Genomic DNA, 21984 nt, shown 5'->3' with positions numbered 1-21984 from the left:
CGGGTCAGTCGCGGACAGCCGGGGCGACGGTGAGCGTGCCGGCGTCCGCGTCCAGAACCGCCTCGGTGCCGACCGGAACGGTGAGCTGGCCCACCCCGTGCCCGATCGGCAGCCCACCGAGTACGGGGACGCCGAGGTCCCCCAGACGGTCGGTGAGCACCTCGGCGACGTCCACCGGCCACCCGTCGGCGCAGTCGGTGAACTGCCCGACCGCCACCGCGGCCAGCCCGGCCAGCACCCCGGCGCGGCGAAGCTGGGTGAGCATCCGGTCGATCTTGTAGGGGGGTTCCTGCTCCTCCTCGAGCAGCAGCACCGCCCCGGTCAGGTCCGGCAGGTCCACCGTGCCGATCGACGCCACGACCAGGCAGAGGTTGCCCCCGAGCAGCCGGCCGCTGGCCCGGCCCGGGACCCGGACGCCGAAGGTCTCCTCGTCCTCCCGGGCGGCCACCGTCACCGGTTCGGTGGTGGTCAGCGCGGCGTGCAGCGACTGCGCAGAGCTCAACGCCGTCCGTTCGTCCCGCCACACCGCGCCGGGGCCGTGTAGCCCGGCCAACCGGGCCCCCCGCCAGAGCGCGAACTGGAGGGCGGTGATGTCGGAGAAGCCGGCCACCACCTTCGGATCCCGGCGTACGGCCGCCATGTCGATCGCGTCCACCATGCGCTGCGCACCGTACCCGCCCCGGGTGCAGATGATCCCCCGCACGGCGGGGTCGGCGAACGCGGCGTTCAGGTCCGCCGCCCGCAGTTCGTCCGCGCCGGCGAGGTAGCCCCGGCGGGCGTACGCGTTGGGGGCGGGCACCGGCCGCAGACCCCAACTGGTCAGCAACTCGATGCCGCGGGCGACCCGCTCCGGCCGGGTGGGCCCGGACGGCGACACCAGGAGTACGGTGTCGCCCGGACGTAGCGCGGGCGGACGGAGTACCTCGTCGGTGATCACAACAATCGAGCCTAACCAGCCCCCCGGCGGTGGTACGGGATAGCCTCGACGGCGTGGCAACCGCGTTGGTGATCGAAAATGACCCGACCGAAGACGCGCGTCGGCTCGGGGAGTGGCTGACCGAAGCCGGGCTGCGGCTGCACCTCGCCCGACCGTACGCCGGCGACGAACTCCCGGCCGACCTGGACGGATACGCGGCGCTGGTCGTCCTCGGCGGGGGGCAGCAGGCGTACCCACGGCCTGATGGTGAGCTGTCGGCGTCCTGGTTCCCGCAGGTGGAGGCGTTGTCGCGCAAGGCGGTCCGGCACCGGGTGCCGGCCCTGGCGATCGGCCTCGGCGCGCAACTGCTCGCGACCGCGCACGCCGGAACGGTCGAGCGCAGCCAGTCCGGGCCGGAGGTCGGTCCCGCGGTGGTGGGCCGCCGGGACGCCGCCGAGACGGATCCGCTCTTCAAGTACGTTCCGCTGATCCCGGATGTGTTCCAGTGGCACGCCGACGAGATCATCGAGCTGCCGGTCGGGGCGACCCTGCTGGCCGCCTCCACCCGCTACCCGCATCAGGCATTCCGCCTCGGTGACCGCGCCTGGGGCCTGCAGTTCCACATCGAGTGCGACACCGCGATGATCGCCGACTGGGCGGCGGGTTCGGACCTGCTCGCCGAGCTGGACTACGACCCGGAGTTGGTGGTCGCCGCCTGCGCCGCGGTGCTGGTTGATGTCGAGGAGGTCTGGCAGCCCTTCGCGGCGCGGTTCGCCGCCCTGGCCCGTGGCGAGCTGGACGAGGGGGCCCGCCGTAGCCTGCCGCTGCTCGGGCACGAATGAAACGGCCGACCCGGGCCGCGGGACGGCTCGCCCGCTACGGCTTCGGCACCAGCGACAACAGCGTCCGCGCAGGCGACCTGCTCGGCCCGACGGGCCTGGCGCTCTGGCGGCCGGAGACGCAGGAACCCGTGGACCAGCGGGCGGCGGAGCTACTCGCCGCGCTGTCCCGGGCCGCCGATCCGGACCTGGCGTTGCGCCAGCTGCACCGGCTGGTCGAGGCCGAATACCGGGCCGCGGGAGCCGGTGAGACGGCCAACGGCGCTGCCCCGGTGGGGATCGGAGCCGCATCCAGGCTTCTCGCCGACCTGTACGACGACCCGGGGCTGCGGCGGCGCCTGGTCGCCGTCCTCGGCGCCTCCTCGGCACTCGGCGACCACCTGGTCGCCAACCCGGACCAGTGGGCTGACCTCCGGAGCACCGCGGACGGGCTGGCGCCCACCGCCGATGGCCGGCTCCAGCTGACCGGCGCGGACGGTTCGATCGCCCAGCTGCGGTCGGCGTACCGGCTGGCGTTGCTCCGGATCGCCGCGGCCGACCTGACCGGCAACCGGGGTATGGAGCAGACGATGGCCGCGCTCTCCGCGCTGGCTGACGCGACTCTCACCGCTGCCTACGACCTCGCGCAGGGTGAGCTGCCGGAGGGTACGCCGCGGCCCCGGCTGGCTGTGGTGGCGATGGGCAAGTGCGGCGGCGGCGAGTTGAACTATGTCTCCGACGTTGACGTGATCTTCGTCGCGGCTGAGGACGACGACCTTAGTGCGGCGACCGCGATCGCCACCCGCCTGATTCACGTCTGTGGCCTGGTCGCCTGGCCGGTAGACGCCGCGCTGCGCCCCGAGGGCAAGCGGGGCCCGCTGGTGCGTACCCTCGCCAGCCATCTCGCCTACTACCGGCGGTGGGCCCGGACCTGGGAGTTCCAGGCGCTGCTCAAGGCGCGGCCGGCCGCCGGTGACCTGGCGCTGGGCCAGGAGTGGATTGCGCAGCTCGCGCCGCTGCTCTGGCGGGCTGCGGAGCGCCCGGAGGCGGTCGAGGATGTCCGGGCCATGCGGCGCAAAATCATCGATCACATCCCGCCGGCGGAGCAGGAGCGCGAGATCAAGCGCGGCCCGGGTGGGCTGCGCGACATCGAGTTCGCGGTGCAGTTGCTGCAACTGGTGCATGGCCGTGGCGACGAGGCGCTGCGGGTGCCGGGCACCATTCCCGCCCTGCGGGCGTTGGTCAGCGGCGGTTACGTCGGGCGGGTGGACGGGGAGGCGTTGCTGCGCGGCTACCACTTCCTGCGCGCCGTCGAGCACCGGCTGCAGTTGCAGGGGCTGCGCCGGACCCACACCGTACCCACCGACCAGGACGCGTTGCGCTGGTTGGCGGGGGCGCTCGGCTACTCGGCGGCACCGGGACGCAGCGCCGTCGAGGCGTTTCGAATCGAGCGGGTCACCCACGCCGCCGAGGTACGCCGGCTGCACGCCAAGCTGTTCTACCGGCCGCTGCTGGAGTCGGTCGCCCGGGTGCCCGCCGACGGGCTGCGGCTCACCCCGGCGGCGGCCCGCAACCGGCTGGAGATCCTCGGCTTCGAGGATCCGGGCGGGGCGCTGCGCCACCTGCAGACCCTCACCGGCGGGGTAAGCCGCACCGCGGCCATCCAGCGCACCCTGCTGCCGGTGTTGCTCAGCGAGTTCGCCGATGCTCCCGAGCCGGACCGCGGGCTGCTCAGCTACCGGAAGGTCTCCGAGAAGCTCGGCAGCACCCCGTGGTATCTGCGGCTGCTGCGCGATGAGGGGCCGGTGGCCCGCCGGCTGGCGCGCGTGCTCTCCTCCTCCCGGTATGTGACCGACCTGCTCGCCCGCGAGCCGGAGGCGCTGCGTCTGCTCGCGCAGGAGAGCGAATTGGCCGCGCGGCCCCGGGCGGTGCTCGGCGAGGGCTTCGCGGCGGCGGCGGCGCGACACGCCGGCGACCCGGTGGAGGCGATCCGGGCAGTCCGTGCGCTGCGCCGTCGGGAGCTACTCCGCCTCGCCTGTGCCGACGTGCTGAGCCGGGCCGGTTCGCTGGCGCCGTCGCCGCCCGGTGCGCCGGGTCGGGCCGCTCCGGCCCTGACCGACGTGGGCGCGGTCGGCACCGCACTGGCGGATGTCACCGACGCCACCCTGGCCGCCGCCCTGGCCGCGGCCCGGGCGTCCCAGCCGCTGCTGCCCGGTCTGCGCTTCGCCGTGATCGGCATGGGTCGGCTCGGCGGATACGAGTCCAACTATCTCTCCGATGCCGACTTGCTCTTCGTCCACGATCCGCCGGACGGGATGGCGGAGAGCACGGCGAGCGCTGCCGCGCGAGCGGTCGCCGAGGAGCTACGTCGACTGCTCGGGATGCCCGCGCCCGACCCGGCGCTCGGCGTTGACGCCGACCTACGCCCCGAGGGGCGGCAGGGGCCGCTGGTCCGCAGCCTCGCCGCGTATCAGCAGTACTACGCCCGCTGGTCGCGGGTGTGGGAGGCGCAGGCACTGCTGCGGGCCCGGTTCGTCTGCGGTGACGAGGAACTGGGCGCAGAGTTCCTGGCGATGGTCGAGCCGCTACGTTATCCGGCGGCGGGCCTGACCTGGGAGCAGGTGGTCGAGATCCGGCGGATCAAGGCACGGGTGGAGACCGAGCGGATGCCCCGGGGTGCCGACCCGGCTACCCACACCAAGCTGGGCCGGGGCGGGCTGGCCGATGTCGAGTGGGCGGTGCAGCTGCTTCAGCTCCGGCACGCCGGGCAGCTGCCACAGCTGCGGGGCACGCGTACCCTCAACGCCCTCGCGGCGGCCCGGGACGCGGGCCTGGTGGACCCGGACGACGCCGCGGCGATGGCGGCCGGCTGGACCCTCACCGCGCAGGTCCGCAACGCCCTGATGCTGGTGCGCGGCCGAGCTGCTGATCAGCTGCCCCGGCACGGGGCGGACCTGGCGGGGGTGGTTCGGCTCCTGGGCCGCGACGATCCGGGTGAGTTCCTCGACGACTATCTGCGTACCGGTCGCCGTTCCCGCGCCGCCATGCAACGCGTCTTCGAGCTCTGAGGACGGCCCGGCAGCGCCGGGGGCGCAGCAGCCCAGGCGACCCTCGGCGGCTGGGCCGAGCGGGTCGGCGAGCGGTGGCTGTCGTCAGCTGCCGAGGGTCCAGACCCCGGCCCGCGGGACGGTGACCGCGGTCCACTCGCCGGCTGCCGTGACGGTGCCGCCGGTGGCGGTCAACCAGCGGCTGTGTCGGACCCGCACCGGGACCGTGGCGGGCCCGTCGGTCTGGAACGTCACGGTCGCGCCGTCGGCCGCCAGGATCGTGCCGGGGGCACCGACCAGGGGGGTCGGCTCGACCACGGCCCAGACCCGCCAGTGCGGGTCGGACCACACCTCGCGCAGGTAGGGCAGGCCGTCGCGGACCAGCTCCGCCTCGGCCCGGCCGACCCAGGACAGTGGTGCGTCGGGTACGGCCACGAACTGCACCGCGTTCGTCTGCAGCCAGCCGTGGTAGGTCTGGGCGGTCAGCGGAACCCCGGTCCCGGTGGCGCCCGGCACCGTGGTGAAGAAGAGCGGATTGCGGTCGATGTCCGCCTGGCGTAGCCAGCCCCGCGCCAGCGGAACCTCGCCCAGCGCCGCCGACTCCCGATAGGTACGCGTCGGTGGGATCTCCACCCGCCCGGTGAGTTGTTGGGTGGTGAGGAAGTCGCGCAGGGGCGCGAAGTAGGCGGGCCGGGCGGCCGGGTCGGTGGCGCTGCGCAGGTCCGCCGGGACGACCGGTGGCTGCCACCAGAACACGGCGGCGAGCAGGGCGGCCAGGCTGAGTCCGCCGCCGGCCCGCCACCGGCGCAGCCCGGTACCGCCGGCGGGCACGAGCCGGGCCGGCCAACGGGGGTGAGTTCGCTCGCCGGTGTGCCGCGGCAACCAGCGGCCGGTGCCGACGGTGGCGGCGGCGGCCAGCAGGGGGAGCGTGAACATCGCCGACAGGCGGGTCGCGTTCAGGCCGACCGGGGTGTGCAGCAGCGCCGCCGCGAGTACCCCGGCCGCGGCGAGCAGCGCGCCGACCCGCACCGGCCGGTACGCCACCAGCGCTGCCACCAGCAGGCTGCTCACCACCGCCCGTACGGTGTCGGTGCGGCTGATGTTCATCCAGCCGCCGTCGCCGAAGAGCAGGGCGGTGAACCCGAGCGGCAGCGCCGCCGCCAGCCCCAGGGCGAGGCCGTCAACGTAGCGGCGGCCGAGCAGCAGCGCGGCACCGGCCAGCCCGACGAAGAGCCCGGCCACCGGGCTGGTCGCGGCCGCCAGCAGCGCTCCCGCGGTGGCCAGCACGAGTCGTCGTCGCCCGGCCGGCAGCGTGAGAGCGAGTCCGGCGGCGAGGCCGAAGGCCACCCCGAGCCCGTACGTGACCCGGCCGGCGACCAGGTTGCCGGCGAAGGTGATCACCCCCACCAGGGAGCCGGTCAACGGCCGGGGCACGTCAACGCGGCACAGCAGGGCAGCGAAGGCGACGGTTGATGCCACCAGCGCGAGCACCCCCGTCACCCGGACGCCGAGCAGCGCCATCACCGGCGGGGAGAGCAGGCTGTAGCCGAACTGGTTGACCCCGCCGTACCACCGCAGGTCGACCGGGGTGGCGCCGTGGGTGGCGAAGAAGTCGGCCCGGGCCACCTGGGCGGCGAGGTCCGAGCCCATCGGTGGCAGCAGCAGGTAGGCCCCGCCGAGCAGCACGGCCAACGTGGCGGCCGTCGCCACCACCGTCCGGGTGCCCCGCATGCCTACCTCCGTATCCGCGCCCACGGTACTGGCAGCATTTCCTACCGTGCCCATCCACCTCGTCGGCGGGGCCGGCGCCACGACCCTCCCCACCGCCGGGGTGCCCCGGTGACCGGAGCAGGCGGGCACCCGCGCGGGTCCGGGCGGAGGCCGGTCCGGGCGGGAGTGGCCCGCTACCTCGGTCTCGTCGGTGCGGTACTGCTGGCCGTCGCCGGGTACCTCGGGGGAGCGCTGCCCGACGCGACCGACGAGCGGGTGTGGCAGGCTGCCGACGGCCCGCTGACCGTCCTGTTCTGGCTGGTCGGCACCGGCCTGCTGACCGGCGCGTGGTGGGCGCTACGGCACGGTACGCCGGCAACCGGGTGGGCGTACCGCACCGCCGGGCTGTGGTCGGTGCCGCTGCTCGTCGCGCCGCCGCTGGGCAGCCGGGATGTCTACTCGTACGCCTGTCAGGGCTGGGCGTACGGGCAGGGCGTTGACCCGTACGCGGTCGGGGTGGCGGTGGCGGGCTGCCCCTGGGTGGATGCGGTCTCGCCGATCTGGCGGGACACGCCCGCGCCGTACGGGCCGGGCTTTGTGCTGCTCGCCGCGCTGGCGGTGGCGCTCGGCGGTGGGCTGGTCGGCGCGGTGGTGGTCTTGCGGCTGATCGCGGTGGCCGGGGTGCTGCTCGTCGCGGTGTGTCTGCTCGGGTTGGCGCGGGCAGCGGGGGTGCCGACCCGGCGGGCGGCCTGGCTGGCGCTGGCCTGCCCGTTGGTGGGGGTGCATCTGCTGGCGGGCGCGCACAACGACGCGGTGATGCTCGGGCTGCTGCTGCTCGGCCTGCTGGTGGTGGTGCGGTTCCCGGGCCGACCGGGGCCGCTGCTGGTGGCGGGGGCGCTGCTCGGGCTGGCGGTGGGGGTTAAGGCGACTGCGGTGGTGGTGCTGCCGTTCGCCGCGCTCGCCGCGGTGCTCGGTCGGTTCACCGTGCGGTCGCTGCTGCGCGATGGCGGCTGGCTGGCCGTGGGCACCCTGATCGCCCTGGGCGGTGTCTCGGTCTTCTCCGGCCTGGGCCTGGGCTGGGTGGACGGGTTACGCCACAGCGGCGACCTGGAGCAGTGGACGTCACCTCCCACGGCGGTCGGCATGGTCCTGGACTATGCCGGTGAGCTCTTTGGGGGGCGTCCTGTGGCGGTGCCGGTGGTCCGGGCGTTGGCGTTGGCGTTGCTGGTGCTGGTCCTGGCGGTGCTGTGGTGGCGGGCCTGGTCGGCCCTGCGCGCGCTGGGTGACGTCCGGCAACGGGTGGTCCGGCTGGAGGCGGCCCGGCCTCGGGTGGCCCTGCTCGGTGCCGGCTTGGCGCTGGCCGCCACGGTGGTGCTCGCCCCCGTCTTCCATCCCTGGTATGCGACCTGGCCGTTGGTCCTGCTGGCGGCGGCCGCGACGCGGACGACCTGGTTCGTGTTGCCCTGCGCGGCGGCGGCCTTTCTCACGTTGCCGGACGGCACCAATCTGGCCCGGCTGGTGAAGGCGCCGGGGGCGCTGGTGATGACCGGGTTGGTGGTGGTGGCTGCCGGGTGGGGGGTGCCGCGGCTGTGGCGGTCCCTGGCCGGCCGGGCCCCGTTCCCGTCGCGCTGAACCGAAACCGGCCGGGTTGCCGCCACAACGTTGTGGCGGCAACCCGGCCGGTCGCTGCAGGGTTTCAGCAGTCGAAGTACATCGCGAACTCGTGCGGGGTCGGGCGCAGCCGCACCGGGTCGACCTCGTTGGTCCGCTTCCAGTCGATCCAGGTGGAGATCAGGTCCGGCGTGAAGACGCCGCCGTCGAGCAGGTAGTCGTGGTCGGCCTCGAGGGAGTCGAGCACCGCCGGCAGCGAGCCCGGCACCTGCTTGACGTCGCCCCACTCCTCCGGCGGCAGGTCGTACAGATCCTTGTCGATCGGAGTTGGCGGCTCGGTCTTGTTCTTGATGCCGTCGAGGCCGGCCATCAGCATCGCCGAGAAGGCCAGGTAGACGTTGGCCGACGGGTCCGGCACGCGGAACTCGACCCGCTTGGCCTTCGGGTTGCTCCCGGTGACCGGGATGCGGGTGCAGGCGGAGCGGTTGCGCTGCGAGTAGACCAGGTTGACCGGCGCCTCGAAGCCCGGCACCAACCGGCGGTACGAGTTCACCGTCGGGTTGGTGAAGGCCAGCAGCGACGGCGCGTGCTGCAGCAGACCGCCGATGTACCAGCGCGCGGTGTCGGAGAGGCCGGCGTAGCCGGTCTCGTCGTAGAAGAGCGGATCACCGTTCAACCACAGGCTCTGGTGGGTGTGCATGCCGGAGCCGTTGTCCCCGAAGAGCGGCTTCGGCATGAAGGTGGCGGTCTTGCCGTTGACCCAGGTCTCGTTCTTCACGATGTACTTGAAGAGCTGGAGCTGGTCCGCGGCGTGTAGCAGGGTCGAGAACTTGTAGTTGATCTCAGCCTGACCGGCGGTGCCGACCTCGTGGTGCGAGCGCTCCACGGTGTAGCCGGCGTCGATCAGCCGACGGACGATCTTGTCGCGTAGGTCGGCGTGGTGGTCAACCGGCGGCACCGGGAAGTAGCCGCCCTTGTACGCGGTCTTGTAGCCGCGGTTGCCGCCCTCCTCGTCACGGCCGGTGTTCCACCAGCCTTCGACCGAGTCGATGTAGTAGTACGACTGGTGGGCCGAGGTCTCGTGGCGGATCGAGTCGAAGATGTAGAACTCGGCCTCCGCGCCGAAGTAGGCGGTGTCGGCGATCCCGCTGGCCGCCAGGTACGCCTCGGCCTTCTTCGCCACGTTCCGGGGGTCGCGGGTGTAGGCCTCGCGGGTGAACGGGTCGTGAATGAAGAAGTTGAGCGCGAGGGTCTTCTGCGCGCGGAACGGGTCGATGAACGCGGTGGCGACGTCCGGGAGCAGGAGCATGTCCGACTCGTGGATCGCCTGGAAGCCGCGGATGGACGACCCGTCGAATGCGAGGCCGTCGGTGAGGAGCTCGTCGTCAATCGACTCGGCGGGCAGGTTGAAGTGCTGCATCACGCCGGGCAGATCACAGAAACGTACATCGACGAACTTCACGTCCTCGTTCTTGAGGTAACGCAGGAGTTCCTCGGGATTGGCGAACACTCGTCCTCCTGGCTCGTCCACTGAAGTGGCTAGGCTGCTGGCGACGCTATGGCCGAGCGGTTGCCCGGCCATGTCTTCAATGTTTCTGCCGTGTTACGTCCCCCGCGGAGGCTCCGTGAAGCCTTCGCTGCGTGGAACGGTAAGTCCTGATGCTCCCGCGAGGGGCCAGTGTGCCAGTGTAGTGAAACTTGCGGGGCTTGGTCCGTTTTTGTGATGTAGGTCGGCGTGTAGCCGGCTGCGGCACTGGCTACCCTTGAACGCTGTGACGACCTCGGCTGACCAGCCCGTACCGCCCCGCTCCAGCGTCTCCGCCCGGCCGGGCCTGGGCCCGCGCTTCGGCGCATTAGTGATCGACTGGGTGCTCTGCATACTGGTCGCCAGTATCTTCGCCGATCCGTTCCACGACGGGTGGGCCCCCGTGCTCGTGCTCGTCGCCGAGTACGGCTTCTTCATCGGTCTCTTCGCCCAGACCCCCGGGATGTACCTCACCAGAGTCCGCTGTGTCTCCTGGACCAGCGGTGGTCGGATCGGCGTGCTCCGCGCGCTACTCCGCGGTGTCCTGCTCGCGCTCGTGATACCTGCCCTGATCATGGATGCCGACCGCCGTGGCCTGCATGACCGAGCAGTGGGCTCGGTCATCTCACCCGTCGTCCGCTGACCCAGCTCGGGGCCAGCGGACGATCCACGGTTGCGGCAGCTCGGCGGGCGATCCGCCGCGGTTGCGGCAGGGTCAGCGACCGCGGGCCTGGCGGAAGGCGCCCTTCGGCGGACGCATGTTCTTCGGGATGGCGCCCTTGGGGAGCTGTGGGCGGGCACTGAGCGCCTTGAGGCGCTTGTCCAGCGCGTTGACATCCCGGCCACTGAGCTTGCGCGGCAACCGCATCAGCGTCATCCGCAGCTTGCGGACCGGCAGTTCGCCCTCCTCCTGGCCGATCACGTAGTCGTAGAGCGGCGCCGAGCCGATCACCTTGGCCAATCGACGCTTCTCCTGGCCGAGCAGGCTGCGCACCCGCTGCGGGTTCCCCTCAGCCAGCAGGACCACTCCCGAACGGCCGATGACCAGGTGCACCATGTCCATCTGCGTGGTCGAGCTGACCGCCGGGGTGACCCGCCAGTCGCCGCGCATGTTCTCGATGATCTGCGCGGCCGCGCCCGGCTGTCCCTCGGCGGCGTTCATCATCGCCCGGTTGGAGCGCAGGTTGAGCACGATCAGCAGGGATAGCAGCGTCAACAGGATGCCCAGTGGGATCCAGAGCCAGCCCCACACGAAGAACGCCACCACGGTCAGGGCGAGTGGAATGACCACCGCGGCGAAGGCCAGGGGCGCGAACCACCGGTCCTGCTTGGCAGTGAACCGAAACACCATCCCGATCTGCTTCAGCCGCTGGCCGAACGAGACCTTCTCCTGGGGCTTTGCCATGCCCTCGAGTCTAGTGGGCGGCGAATCTCGCGCTGCCTGGGCGTACTGGTCATGCGGGGCGCCGCCCGCCCCTGTGGCGCTGAGCAGGTCCCTCCCTACCGGCTAGGCAGGGAGGGGCGGCCGCGACCACGGCGGCGGCCCCCACCCGGAAACGGTCAGCTGTCGCGGTCGACCGGGGCGTGGCCGCGGGCCGCGAGTGCCTGCCGGTAGAGGCGGCCGGCGCGGTACGACGAGCGGACCAGCGGACCGCTCATCACGCCGGCGTAGCCGATCTCCTCGGCCTCCTCCCGGAGCTCGACGAACTCCTCCGGCTTGACCCAGCGTTCGACCGGGTGGTGGCGGGGGGAGGGGCGCAGGTACTGCGTGATGGTGATCAGCTCGCAACCCGCCTCGTGCAGGTCCCGGAGGGCCTGGGAGATCTCGGCGCGCTCTTCGCCCATGCCGAGGATCAGGTTGCTCTTGGTGACCAGGCCGGCGGCGCGGGCCTGCCGGATCACGTCCAGGGACCGCTCATAGCGGAACGCCGGCCGGATTCGCTTGAAGATCCGTGGCACGGTCTCGACGTTGTGCCCGAGCACCTCCGGCCGCGCTCCGAAGACCTCGGCGAGCTGCTCGGGGACGGCGTTGAAGTCGGGGATCAACAGCTCGACACCGCAGCCCGGCTGGAGGGCGTGAATCTGCCGGACGGTCTCCGCGTAGAGCCAGGCGCCGCCGTCAGGCAGGTCATCGCGGGCGACTCCGGTGATGGTCGCGTAGCGCAGCCCCATCGACACCACCGACTCGCCGACGCGACGGGGCTCGTCGGCGTCGAACTCGGCCGGCTTGCCGGTGTCGATCTGGCAGAAGTCGCAGCGGCGGGTGCACTGGTCGCCGCCGATGAGGAAGGTGGCTTCCCGGTCCTCCCAGCACTCGTAGATGTTCGGGCAGCCGGCCTCCTGGCAGACGGTGTGCAACCCCTCCCGCGTGACGAGCCCGCGCAGCTGGGTGTACTCCGGGCCCATCTTGGCCTTGACCTTGATCCACGGTGGCTTCCGCTCGATCGGCGTCTCAGCGTTGCGCGCCTCGACCCGCAGGAGGCGCCGCCCCTCGGGAGCGGGCGTCGCGGTACGCGCTACCTGACCGGTCGTCGGCGCGGAGTGCTCGATCGTCACGAAGTCGAGCCTACGCCCGTCGTCCACCGTCGATGCACGTTGGGCGACGGGCATCACGCCGTTGCCGCCGTGACCCCGGACACCGTGGCGCCGCGGCGGTGACGAAGAGCTGCTCCCTGCGGAGCGGCGGTGACGAAGAGCTGCTCCCTGCAGAGCGGCGCACCCTTACCGAGCGCACCACCCATCCGTGCCTAACGCAGCGCCCGGCCCGGCGAGCTTTGACCGCGTAGATCGAATAAACTACTCTCCTAGGTAACTAGTTAAACGGGGGTGGACGGATGATCGATTTCTACTTGAACGCGAAGTCGGGGGTCGCGCCGTACATGCAGCTCATCCATCAGGTACGGCATGCGCTTCGGCTCGGCGTGCTCAACGAGGGTGACCGGCTGCCCACTGTTCGGGAGGTGGTCGCCCGGCTCGCGATCAACCCGAACACGGTGTCGAAGGCGTACCGCGAGCTGGAGTACGAAGGTCTGGTCACGGCCCGGCAGGGGCTGGGTACCTTCATCGCGAAGGCACCGGGCGGCCGGGTGGTCGCGGCACAGGAGCCGCTGCGGCAGAAGCTGGAACACTGGCTGGTCGAGGCCCGTGAGGCGGGCCTCGACGACGAAGACGTCGAGGCGCTGTTCCTGAGCACGTTCCGCGCGTTCTCGGAGGCGAGGGCATGACCAGCGCGCTTCGCGCGGAGAACCTGACCAAACGGTACGGTCGCCGCACCGCGCTCTCCGGCTGCACGCTGGACGTTCCGGTGGGCCATGTCGTCGGCCTGGTCGGCCCGAACGGCGCGGGTAAGTCGACGCTGCTGCAACTGGCCTGCGGACTGCTCGAACCGACCGCCGGGGTGGTCGAGGTGCTCGGCGAGCGCCCGGTCAGTGGCTCGGCTCGGGTCGGTTTCGTGGCCCAGGACGCCCCGGTCTACGCCGGACTGACTGTCGCCGAGCACCTACGGCTGGGGGCCCGCCTGAATCCGTCCTGGGACAGCGCGCTCGCCGAGCAGCGAGTCGCCCAGGCCGGGCTCGATCCGAGTCAGAAGGCCGGCAAGCTCTCCGGCGGCCAGCGGGCCAGTCTGGCGCTGACCGTCGCCGCCGCCAAGCGGCCCGAGCTGCTGCTGCTCGACGAGCCGGTGGCGGCGCTCGATCCGCTCGCCCGCCGTATGTTCCTGCAGGCGCTGATGGAACTGGTTGCGGAGCAGGAGATGACTGTCATCATGTCCTCGCATCTGGTCTCCGACCTACAACGAATCTGTGACCACCTGATCGTGCTGCTCAGCTCCCAGGTACGGGTGGCCGGCGACGTTGACGAACTGCTCGCCAGTCACCATCGCCTGATCGGCTCCCGGCGTGAGTCCGTTGACGTCGGAACCTACGGCTGGACCCTGATCGATCACCAGCACACCGCCGCGCAGTCGACCCTGGTGGTACGCAGCACCGCCCCGATCGACGACCCGTCGTGGCAGGCCGGCCCCCTCGATCTGGAGGACATCCTGCTCGCCTACCTGAGTGAGTCGGCCCCGGCGGCCACGCCAGATCGAGTGGAGGTACGGCGATGACCTGGTTGGCCTGGCGGCAGTTCCGGATTCAGGTCATCGTCGGCACAGCCTGCCTGGCCGTGATCCTCGGTGCGCTGTTGTTCACCTGGTGGCAGGTCCGCGAGCTGGCGGTGAGTACCGGATTCACCGGCTGCACCGGCGACGCCTGCCGTTCAGCGGCGGGCTCCTTCTTGGAAGAGATAGAGGAGAGCCTGGCCAGCCGGGTCCACCTCGCCGGCGCCGGTGCAACCTTCGGGCTACCGGCCCTGGTCGGCGCGTTCTGGGGCGCCCCGACGGTGGCACGCGAACTCGAATCCGGAACGTACCGGATCGCCTGGACCCAAACCGTCTCCCGACGCCGCTGGCTGCTCGTCAAGCTGTCGATCGGCGGCCTGGCAGCCGCACTCGTCGCGGGTGTGCTCAGCCTCGCCCTGACCAGTTGGGCGCAGCCCATCGACGATGCCCGCGCCGTCCTGGCCCAGGGCAGCCTGGTGACCCCGCTGGTCTTCCCCACCCGCGGCGTGGCGCCGATCGGCTACGCCATCTTCGCCTTCGCCCTCGGGGTGACCGTCGGACTGATGCTGCGCAGGACCCTGGCCGCTGTGGCGGTGACCCTGGCGCTCGTCGTGGCGACACAGATTGGTGCCGTCGAACTACGCCCGTTGATCGCCGAACCCGTACATCGCATCACCACGTTGACCGCCGACCGTGTTTTCATGGTCTCGAGATACAACGACGTCCTGGACAAGGCCGAAGGCTGGCCGAGCGAGGCTGATTCGTGGCAGCTGTCGAACACCATCGTGACCACGCCCGGCGGACCGGAGTATCGCGGGCCGACCGACCAGGAAAAGTGCACACCGGATTGCGCGGAGTGGCTGGGCGCACAGGGGCTGCTGCAGGAGGAGCGTTACGTACCGGCAGGGAATTTCTGGCTGGCGCAGTGGCGGGAACTCGGCATATTGATCACACTGGCCGCCGCCCTGTCGCTCATCTCGCTCTGGTGGATCCGGCGTCGGCCAGCCTGAGCCACCCGGCGCGGCGGGCTCAGGGTTCGATGAGGGTGGGTAGGTGTCGCTCGACCACCGGAAGGGCGTCCGCGACGGTCACCGGTCGGCCCAGCTCGGCGGCGAGCGAGGTCACCCCGGCGTCGCTGATGCCGCACGGCACGATCCGGTCGTAGTACGTCAGGTCGCAGTCACAGTTCAGCGAGAAGCCGTGCAGGGTGACGCCGCGGGCGACGCGGATGCCGATGGCGGCGACCTTACGCGCGGGTCCGCGGTCGTCCGCCGGCACCCATACTCCGCTGCGCCCCTCGATCCGGCCGGCTGCCAGCCCGAACTCGGCACAGACGTCGATCAGCATCTGCTCCACCCGGCGCACGTACGCGACCACGTCGACCGGGTTGGGTAGGCGCAGGATCGGATACCCGACGAGCTGCCCGGGGCCGTGCCAGGTGATCTTGCCGCCTCGGTCAACGTCGACGACCGGCGTACCGTCCATCGGCCGGTCCCACGGCTCGGTGCGTTTGCCCGCGGTGTAGACGCTGGGGTGCTCCAACAGCAGCACGGCGTCGCCACGTTCGTCGGCAACCACCGCCTCGTGCAGCCGGCGCTGCTCCTCCCACGCGGCCCCGTAGCCGAGCGTGCCGGCGCGGACAATGGTCAGGTCCGGGGTAGTCGTGCTCACGGGACCAGCCTAGTCCCGTACCCGCCAGTCGCCCCGGCTCGTGATCCGACTCACCGGTACGCCTGCCCCACAGTTCAGCGGGTCGAGATCCGCCAGACCCAGACGTCCTCGACGCGCTCCGGCTCACCGAACAGCTCGGTGGCGGTCTGCAGGAGCGCCTCCTCGTCGACGGCCCACTTCGCCCCGTGTACCTGGTCCGGGAGTACCACCGCCTCGATCTGCCAATGCCGTAGGTCGGCTTCGACATCGGCCCGCATGCCCTCGGTGACGATCGGTACCACACCCAGGCGGGCGGCCTCGTCGAGGATGGCGCTCAGTGGCCGGGGCACCGGACCGATCCGGCCGCGCCCGTCCGGACCACCCGGGCCGAGGAAGAACCCGGCCGGGATCCGGAACTCGCCCTGCCGGTCGGCGAGAACGTGCGCCTGCCACCGCTGCCCGTCCGGGTACACGTCCACGGCCAGCGGGATCGGCGTGAGGACCCCGCCCGGTGAGACGTAGTCCCGCCAGGTGCCGGAGGTGAAGAAGCGCGGGATCGGCTCCCGCTCGATGGTGATCAGCGGGGTCGGCAGCAGCGGAACCAGCGCCACGGCGAACGCCGCCAGCCAGGCGAGCCGGGCCGGCCGGGAGCGCGGTGGTTCGGCCCGGAGCGCATCCACCGTGTACGCGAGCAGCACCCCGATCACCGGCGCCACGACCAGCGCCAACCGGGCGGGCAGCGCGGCGTTCACCACCGGTAGGTGAGCCAGCAGGTCGAAGGGCATCGGCAGGTCGAAGCGGCGGCCGCCGAACGTGGCCTGCGGCCCGAACGACAGTACGGTGAAGACCACCGCCACCGCCCCGAGCGCCCAGAGTGTGGCCCGCTGGGGTGCCTGCTGGACGCGCCGCCACAGCAGCACGAAGGCGGCGATGGTGAGCAGCAGCAGCGGTAGCCCGAAGAACGAGTTCTCCTCGGTGGGGTTCGGGGCGAGACCGGTCCGGAGCCCGACCTCGCCGGCGATCGAGCGCCGAGGGTACGCGCCGTACGCGGCGATGTTCTCGGAGTGGATCACCGCGTCGAAGCCGGTACCGTCGAAGCGTTGTGGGCCGGCGAAGTGCAGCCACAGCGGGTACGCCAGCAGCACCCCCGCCACCAGCGCGGTCACCGCGAGCCCGCCGAGGAAGCCCGGCAGCACCGCGCGCGCCTCGGCGCGGCTGGTCGGGTGCAGCGCCCAGACGGCGACGAAGAGGCCGAGGGCGATCGCGGTGAAGAAGAGCCCCTCGGCGGCGATGGAGAACGCCACCGCGACCAGCACACCGAGGATGACGCCGTCCCGGATCCGGTGCCCGCTGCGGCGTAGCGCGAAGGCGCGCCAGATCAGCAGCGGCACCAACCAACCGGCGGTCCAGTTCAGGTGGGCGTTGGCGTGCGAGATCATGCCGGGGGAGAAGCCGATGAAGAGGCCACCCAGCCCGGCGGCGAGCGGGCCGCGGGCGAAGTGGCGGTTGAGGAGCCAGTACCAGGCGAACGCGGTGGCGGCGAGGTTGAGCGTGAGGATCACCAGGAAGGTGGCCGGCGGCCCGATCAGATACGTCAGGGGCGCGAAGAGCGCCGCGTACACGGTGATCGACGTGTTGACCGCGAGGTTGACCCCGTCCGGCACGTTGATCAGGTAGGTGAAGAGCGGGTTCTGCCCGTGGGTGAGGGAGTGCCCGCCGAAGGCCAGTAACCATTCGAACAACGCCTGGTCGCTGGAGTTGACCATGATCGTGCGACCGTTTGGGTCTCGCCAGAGCCCGCTGGTTACCCAGACTGCGAGGGCGAGCGCGATGAGCGCCACGAGCAGATCTGCCCGGCGGCTACGGCGCACGCGGCCGGGCGGGGCCGGCGTGGACACGGACGGCGAGGTCGGCACGGAGCGGACGTTACCAACCGGAGCCGGACGCGCCGGTCAGACCTGCGCGGAAGAGTTCGGGAAAGCCGGTCGCCGCGCCCCGCACCCGCTCGCCGTTCATCGGTCCGGCTCCGCCGCGAGCGCGGCGTGCAGGGCGCTGGCCAGATCCGGATGGCGGTAGGTGAACCCCGCTCGGGTCAGTGCCCCGGGCAGGACCCGAGCGCTGGTCAGCGCCTCCTGTGCGAAGCCCCCGAGCGCCACCTTGAGCGCCAGCGCCGGGATCGGGATGATCGCCGGACGGTGCAGTTGCCGGGCCAGTTCCCGGGTGAACTCGGCGTTGGTCACCGGTGCTGGCCCGACGGCGTTGACCGGGCCGGCGAGGTCGGCGCGATCAATGGCGAGGGCGGCAGCGTCCAGCCAGTCCACCATCGCGATCCACGGCAGCCACTGCCGGCCGCTGCCCAACCGGCCCGCGATGCCGAGCCGGAACGGCAGCAACTGCGGCTTGAGTAGCCCGCCCTCGCGGTGCAGCGGCAGCCCGGTCCGCAGCCGGACCACGCGTACCCCGGCGTCCTCGGCCGGCCGGGTCGCGGCCTCCCACCCCCGGCAGACATCGGCCAGGAAGCCCGCGCCGGGCCCCGCCTCCTCGTCAACGGCCCGGTCGCCGGTATTGCCGTACCACCCCACTGCCGACGAGTTGATCAGTACCTTCGGACGGTCGGCGGCCAGCAGCCCGGCGATCGTGATCGCCAGTGTGGTGGTGGTGTCCACCCGGCTGGAGCGGATGACCCGCCGGTACTCGTCGTTCCACCGGCGGTCACCGACCCCCGCACCGGCCAGGTTGACCACGGCGTCAGCCTCCGCCACCACCGCCGGGTCGAGCTGGGCCGCGGTCGGGTTCCACTGCCGTTCGTCGGCGCCCTGCGGCGGCCGGCGGACCAGCCGGGTCACGTGGTGCCCGGCCGTGCTGAGCCGGTCGGCCAGCCGGGTGCCGAGGAAGCCGGACGCGCCGGCCATCAGAATCCGCATGCCCATATTCTCGGATACGGGTGACCAATAGATGCGTGGAGTTGGTCACCTGACCGATTCGGCCGAGGTTTGCCGGCACCGGGACGGTCGCGCGGCCGCGACCACCTGCGGGCGAAGATTCGTGCCTACGGTCACTACGGGCGTCCGGGCTAGCTGCCCGGTGGTTCGGGTAGACCGTTCCCCCGGTCCGGCTGGGCCGGTGCGGGAATTCGGTTGAGGTTTCGACCGAGGTCGGCCAGCCAGTGGTCGACCTCGATCAGGTGCAGGACGTCGGCCCGGCGGTTGTTACCCTGAGTGTTTTCGTGGAACTGTTCGGCGACACCCGTCGTTGGTTGCGCCGCGGAAGCCGTACCGTGCAGGCGACCCCGCGCCACGCGGCTGGCCAGGTCGGCGTAGTCGGACCGCAGCCGCTGAGCCCGGCGTACGAGCTGGTCGGTGGGCCCGGGCCACCGGTGCGCCAGCATCCCGCCCGGGTCGCCGGTGCCGAGTCGCTCCGCACCGCGTACGATGCGATGCCCCGCGGCCAGGGCCGCCTCCCAGTCCACGTCGGTGGGGCGCGGATCGGTGTGCTCCAGGTGGTACTGGCAGAACGACGCGTCGGTGAGGATCTGCGCTCGGTGCGCCCCCGCAAGCGCCTGCTGGCCCTGGGCTCGTCCCACCACCCTGAGGACCGTCTCCTCGATCGCCTCGGCACCCGCGTCGAGGTAGGCCGACGTGTACCGGCGGAGCTCACCACCGCCGCCCTTCGGCCACATGAGTATGCCGGTTACGACGCCGATCGCCGCGCCGGTCAGGACGTCCAGCAGGCGGACACCGGCCAGATGCCAGTCCGCCGGGGTGAGTTGAGCGAAGGCGGCGATCAGCACCAGCGTGAGAAGCGCCTGCGCCCAGGCGAGCCCGAGTAGCGGACCCACCCACAGGGCCAGCCCGAGCGCCAGGGGCAGGATCACCGCATACGTCTCCTGCCCGGGAGCGGCCAGCAGCAACAGGGCCCCGGCGGCGGCGCCGACGAGGGTGCCGGCCAGGGCCCGGCGGAACGTGGCCCACGTCTCCGCCGCGGAGGTCCGGAGGAGGCTGAGGGTGGCCAGGAGCACCCAGAAGCCGTGTTCCAGATCCAGCGCACCGGCGACGAACCGGGCGGCGGCCAGAGCGACGGCGAGTCGCAGGGCCCGCTGGAAGAACACGGAACGTGGGGTTAGGTGTACCCACAGCCGTTGCCAGTACAGCGACGGGGTGCTCCGCCGGAGATACCAGAAGCTGTGCGGTCCTCCCGGTTGGCCGGTGGGGTCAGGGTGGCCTCCCGCGATCCGGACGGCAGTCGCGACGAGATCCGTGTGCCGGGCCAGCGACCGGACGATCATGGCCACGCGGAGCTGATCGGTAGTGGCCGACCGCCCGCCGTCCGGCTGCTGGTGCTCGCTGGAAACGGCCCGGTCGGGGGACGCCCGCTCCGTTCCCAACAGCGCGTCGCCGGAGTGGCGCAGGGACGCCGCGCAGTCCCGTAGGGACCTTGCCGCGCCCACGTCGGTGGTCGTCGAGCGGGCCTGCAGGAGCCAGTCGGCGTGCCGGAACGTCTGGTGTAGGTCGGTAGCCGCGTCCCGCAGCGCGTGGTCTCGCCGGCTCGCCGACGCTGCCCGCTCGGACAGTGGCTGCCGCCACATCTGGGTCTGTGTGACCGCGTCGGCCGCCGTGGTCCGGCGTCGTCGGGCCACTTCACCCGCGTCCGGCTGCCCGGCCAGCAGGTCCGCGAGTGCGGCGACGAACGAGGCGATACTCCGCGCGGCCCCGCCCAGGCGCTGCGCGCTGGTTGCCGGCGCCGGCCCGGGCCAGAGCCACACCTCGGCTGCCGCAAACAGAACGACGGCGAGCGTCACCCCGGCCAGCCGTTCCGGCAGGGTGTCGGGCTGGTACGGGGGAAAGCTGGCCAGGATGTAGGAGATCTGAAACGCGCCGACGAGGCCGATCAGGCGAGGTCCGCCGACACCGGCGAACGCCACCGCGAACCCGATCACGAGCATGCCGATCGTGGCGGCCCAGGTGCTCGCCGCCAGTACGGTCCCGACGGCGATCAGGACCCAGATGACCGGCAGGGCGGCGAGCAGCGTCCGGGCCCGTTGCGCCGGCCCACCCGGCAACTGGGCGAAGACGCCGGCGGCGATGGTGCCGAACAGCGCGTACGTGGCCATGATCGTGCTGTTCAGGCCGTACCGGAAGCCGTAGAAGAGGAGACAGGCGACGAGGGCCACCCGGGTCGCATGGCGGATGACGCAGTAGTCCGGATCCCGTTGCCGAAGCCACTCCAGGGCACGGACGTGTCGCGACCACACAGGCGTAGCGTATCGAAGCGACTACTCGCTCCGGACCTCGTTGGCGACGTGTTCGGCGCGGCACCCATCGCCGTTCGTCAGGTTCGCCGGTGGGTAGGGGCCGGACATCCGGCTTCGGTGCCAGCCGAGGAACCGGTCGAAGAGCTGACCCGCGTCCGGCATCTCCCGCGGGTTGAGCGCGTGCAGTTGTTCGGTCGCCTCGTACAGTAGCCCGCCGAGGTAGATGATCAACGCAACCTGATCGTGGGCGTACTCCCGCAGCAGCGTCAAACGTGCGGAGCCGCACGGCCACGGTGCGCCGCAGCGTCGGCACAGCCAGAGCGGCCGCAGTGGCGTGTGCGGACGTTTCGTCACCAGTGCCCACCGTTCGCCCGCCAGGCCTGCGCGAGGGTCAACCGCCCGGCCCGCCCCACCTGTGGGTTGGCCTGGGTCGGCTCGTCGTGCCAACGGGTGTTTCGCGGCCTCGGGGTCGGTGGCTCGGTCGGGATGGGTGCGTGCCGGTCCGGGCAGGCGGTCCAGCGTAGGCCGCACGAGCACCAGCGCCGTAGCCCCCGTCAGGTCCGCCGGTGTCGGGGCGCGAGTGGCACCGGCGGGTCGGGTCGCCGCCGCCGGGGGAGTACGCGCGGCGTGTTTCGCCTTGGCGAGTCGCGCTCCGCGCCGGTCGGTCGGGGTATGGCTCGTGGCATGGGCGTCTCCTCTCGGGTCGCGGCACCGGAGGACCGGCGCGCGGAGGGTCCGGACCGGGACGGTTGACGCCCGGAACTGTCCCCCGGGGGTCTGAGGTCCTGCTCTGCGTCGGAGGCTCGGGCAGGGCGTGGCACCCGACCGACCTCCGGGGGGATGGGCGGCCGGTCGGGCGCGTTTCACGGAGTGACCAGCCCGGTTGCAGACCAGGGAGCCGGCCGAGACCCAGCATCACATAAGCGCTTATATAAAGCAAGGCATCGGTGGGCATTGGTTGCAATCACAAGTAGATGCGTGATCAAATGGCGGTGCAGACCAGGGAGATTAAGATGCCCGCCAAACCCAAGTGGGCGAAGCTCGTTGACCACATCCGTGAGCAGGTTGCGTCCGGTGAGCTCGCTCCGGGAGACAAACTCCCATCAACACGGCAGCTCTGCGAGGAGCATGGCGTCTCCGCCATCGTCGTGCGTCAGGCCATCTTCGCGTTGCGTACCGAAGGCTTGGTAGAAGGCGTGCAGGGAGTCGGCGTGTTCGTCGCAGAACCGCCGGAGGGTGACAGCAGCGGCTAGCGCCGCTCGTGACCTGTCCACGCTTCGCCGACCATTTCCGTGCGTCGCCGAGCAGCCGGACCCGTGAGACGACGGTGGGCTGCCCGGTGATCCGGGCAGCCCAC

General features: G+C 71.7%; 18 protein-coding genes. 8 read left to right on the top strand and 10 right to left on the bottom strand.

Going from position 1 to position 21984, the window contains the following annotated elements; translation table 11 throughout:
• Window positions 1-4: 4 nt before the first annotated feature.
• Entirely contained in the window at window positions 5-937 is a 933-nt protein-coding gene (locus T398_RS07550) for a S66 peptidase family protein (RefSeq protein WP_496445635.1), read from the bottom strand.
• 29 nt (window positions 938-966) lie between these two features.
• Between T398_RS07550 and T398_RS07545 the strand changes: the two genes are divergently transcribed.
• Entirely contained in the window at window positions 967-1758 is a 792-nt protein-coding gene (locus T398_RS07545) for a type 1 glutamine amidotransferase (protein WP_496445634.1), read from the top strand.
• Entirely contained in the window at window positions 1755-4802 is a 3048-nt protein-coding gene (locus tag T398_RS07540; protein ID WP_496445633.1) for a bifunctional [glutamine synthetase] adenylyltransferase/[glutamine synthetase]-adenylyl-L-tyrosine phosphorylase, read from the top strand. Before T398_RS07545 ends, T398_RS07540 begins: the two co-directional genes overlap by 4 nt.
• Window positions 4803-4886: 84 nt before the next feature.
• On the opposite strand, the gene T398_RS07535 is transcribed toward T398_RS07540, so the two are convergent.
• The gene (locus tag T398_RS07535) at window positions 4887-6512 is read right to left on the bottom strand and encodes a hypothetical protein (RefSeq protein WP_496445632.1); all 1626 of its coding nucleotides are present in this window, start codon (window positions 6510-6512) and stop codon (window positions 4887-4889) included.
• Window positions 6513-6620: 108 nt separating this feature from the next.
• On the opposite strand from T398_RS07535, the gene mptB reads away from it, so the two are divergent.
• Window positions 6621-8123 (top strand): polyprenol phosphomannose-dependent alpha 1,6 mannosyltransferase MptB, encoded by a 1503-nt coding sequence (gene mptB / locus T398_RS07530; RefSeq protein ID WP_496445631.1) that lies wholly within the window; start codon window positions 6621-6623, stop codon window positions 8121-8123.
• 64 nt (window positions 8124-8187) lie between these two features.
• Here the strand turns inward: mptB and glnA are convergent, their stop codons facing one another.
• Window positions 8188-9612 (bottom strand): type I glutamate--ammonia ligase, encoded by a 1425-nt coding sequence (glnA, locus tag T398_RS07525; RefSeq protein WP_496445630.1) that lies wholly within the window; start codon window positions 9610-9612, stop codon window positions 8188-8190.
• A gap of 262 nt (window positions 9613-9874) precedes the next feature.
• On the opposite strand from glnA, the gene T398_RS07520 reads away from it, so the two are divergent.
• Window positions 9875-10270 (top strand): RDD family protein, encoded by a 396-nt coding sequence (locus T398_RS07520; protein WP_496445629.1) that lies wholly within the window; start codon window positions 9875-9877, stop codon window positions 10268-10270.
• A gap of 72 nt (window positions 10271-10342) precedes the next feature.
• On the opposite strand, the gene T398_RS07515 is transcribed toward T398_RS07520, so the two are convergent.
• Complete coding sequence (locus T398_RS07515) at window positions 10343-11032, bottom strand: DUF4191 domain-containing protein (protein WP_496445628.1); 690 nt, start codon at window positions 11030-11032, stop codon at window positions 10343-10345.
• Window positions 11033-11187: 155 nt separating this feature from the next.
• Window positions 11188-12237: a lipoyl synthase gene (gene lipA, locus T398_RS07510; protein WP_496445656.1), complete on the bottom strand. Its 1050-nt coding sequence runs from the start codon at window positions 12235-12237 to the stop codon at window positions 11188-11190.
• A gap of 224 nt (window positions 12238-12461) precedes the next feature.
• On the opposite strand from lipA, the gene T398_RS07505 reads away from it, so the two are divergent.
• Genes T398_RS07505 through T398_RS07495 form a run of 3 tightly spaced genes read left to right on the top strand, consistent with a single transcriptional unit; the run spans window position 12462 to window position 14736 of the window.
• Window positions 12462-12851, top strand: coding sequence for a GntR family transcriptional regulator (locus T398_RS07505; RefSeq protein WP_496445627.1), 390 nt, complete (start codon window positions 12462-12464; stop codon window positions 12849-12851).
• Window positions 12848-13732, top strand: coding sequence for an ABC transporter ATP-binding protein (locus tag T398_RS07500; protein ID WP_496445626.1), 885 nt, complete (start codon window positions 12848-12850; stop codon window positions 13730-13732). Before T398_RS07505 ends, T398_RS07500 begins: the two co-directional genes overlap by 4 nt.
• Window positions 13729-14736, top strand: a complete 1008-nt coding sequence (locus T398_RS07495; RefSeq protein WP_496445625.1) for an ABC-2 membrane transporter-related protein — start codon at window positions 13729-13731, stop codon at window positions 14734-14736. The genes T398_RS07500 and T398_RS07495 overlap by 4 nt, the downstream gene beginning before the upstream one ends.
• A gap of 19 nt (window positions 14737-14755) precedes the next feature.
• Here the strand turns inward: T398_RS07495 and lipB are convergent, their stop codons facing one another.
• The 5 genes from lipB to T398_RS07470 form a co-directional block, all read right to left on the bottom strand.
• Window positions 14756-15397, bottom strand: coding sequence for a lipoyl(octanoyl) transferase LipB (gene lipB, locus T398_RS07490; protein WP_496445624.1), 642 nt, complete (start codon window positions 15395-15397; stop codon window positions 14756-14758).
• A gap of 74 nt (window positions 15398-15471) precedes the next feature.
• Entirely contained in the window at window positions 15472-17292 is a 1821-nt protein-coding gene (locus T398_RS07485; protein ID WP_496445623.1) for a DUF6311 domain-containing protein, read from the bottom strand.
• Window positions 17293-17388: 96 nt separating this feature from the next.
• The gene (locus T398_RS07480; RefSeq protein ID WP_496445622.1) at window positions 17389-18300 is read right to left on the bottom strand and encodes a TIGR01777 family oxidoreductase; all 912 of its coding nucleotides are present in this window, start codon (window positions 18298-18300) and stop codon (window positions 17389-17391) included.
• A 149-nt stretch (window positions 18301-18449) separates the two neighbouring features.
• Window positions 18450-20627: an FUSC family protein gene (locus T398_RS07475; protein ID WP_496445621.1), complete on the bottom strand. Its 2178-nt coding sequence runs from the start codon at window positions 20625-20627 to the stop codon at window positions 18450-18452.
• A gap of 21 nt (window positions 20628-20648) precedes the next feature.
• Entirely contained in the window at window positions 20649-20981 is a 333-nt protein-coding gene (locus T398_RS07470; protein WP_496445620.1) for a hypothetical protein, read from the bottom strand.
• 632 nt (window positions 20982-21613) lie between these two features.
• On the opposite strand from T398_RS07470, the gene T398_RS07465 reads away from it, so the two are divergent.
• On the top strand, window positions 21614-21880 hold the full coding sequence (locus tag T398_RS07465) for a winged helix-turn-helix domain-containing protein (protein WP_018223161.1): 267 nt from the start codon (window positions 21614-21616) through the stop codon (window positions 21878-21880).
• The last annotated feature ends 104 nt before the right edge of the window (window positions 21881-21984 follow it).

This window comes from Salinispora goodfellowii, from assembly GCF_059570675.1.
The sequence above is the reverse complement of the archived record's forward strand: the minus strand, read 5'-3'. Positions and strand labels throughout refer to the sequence as shown.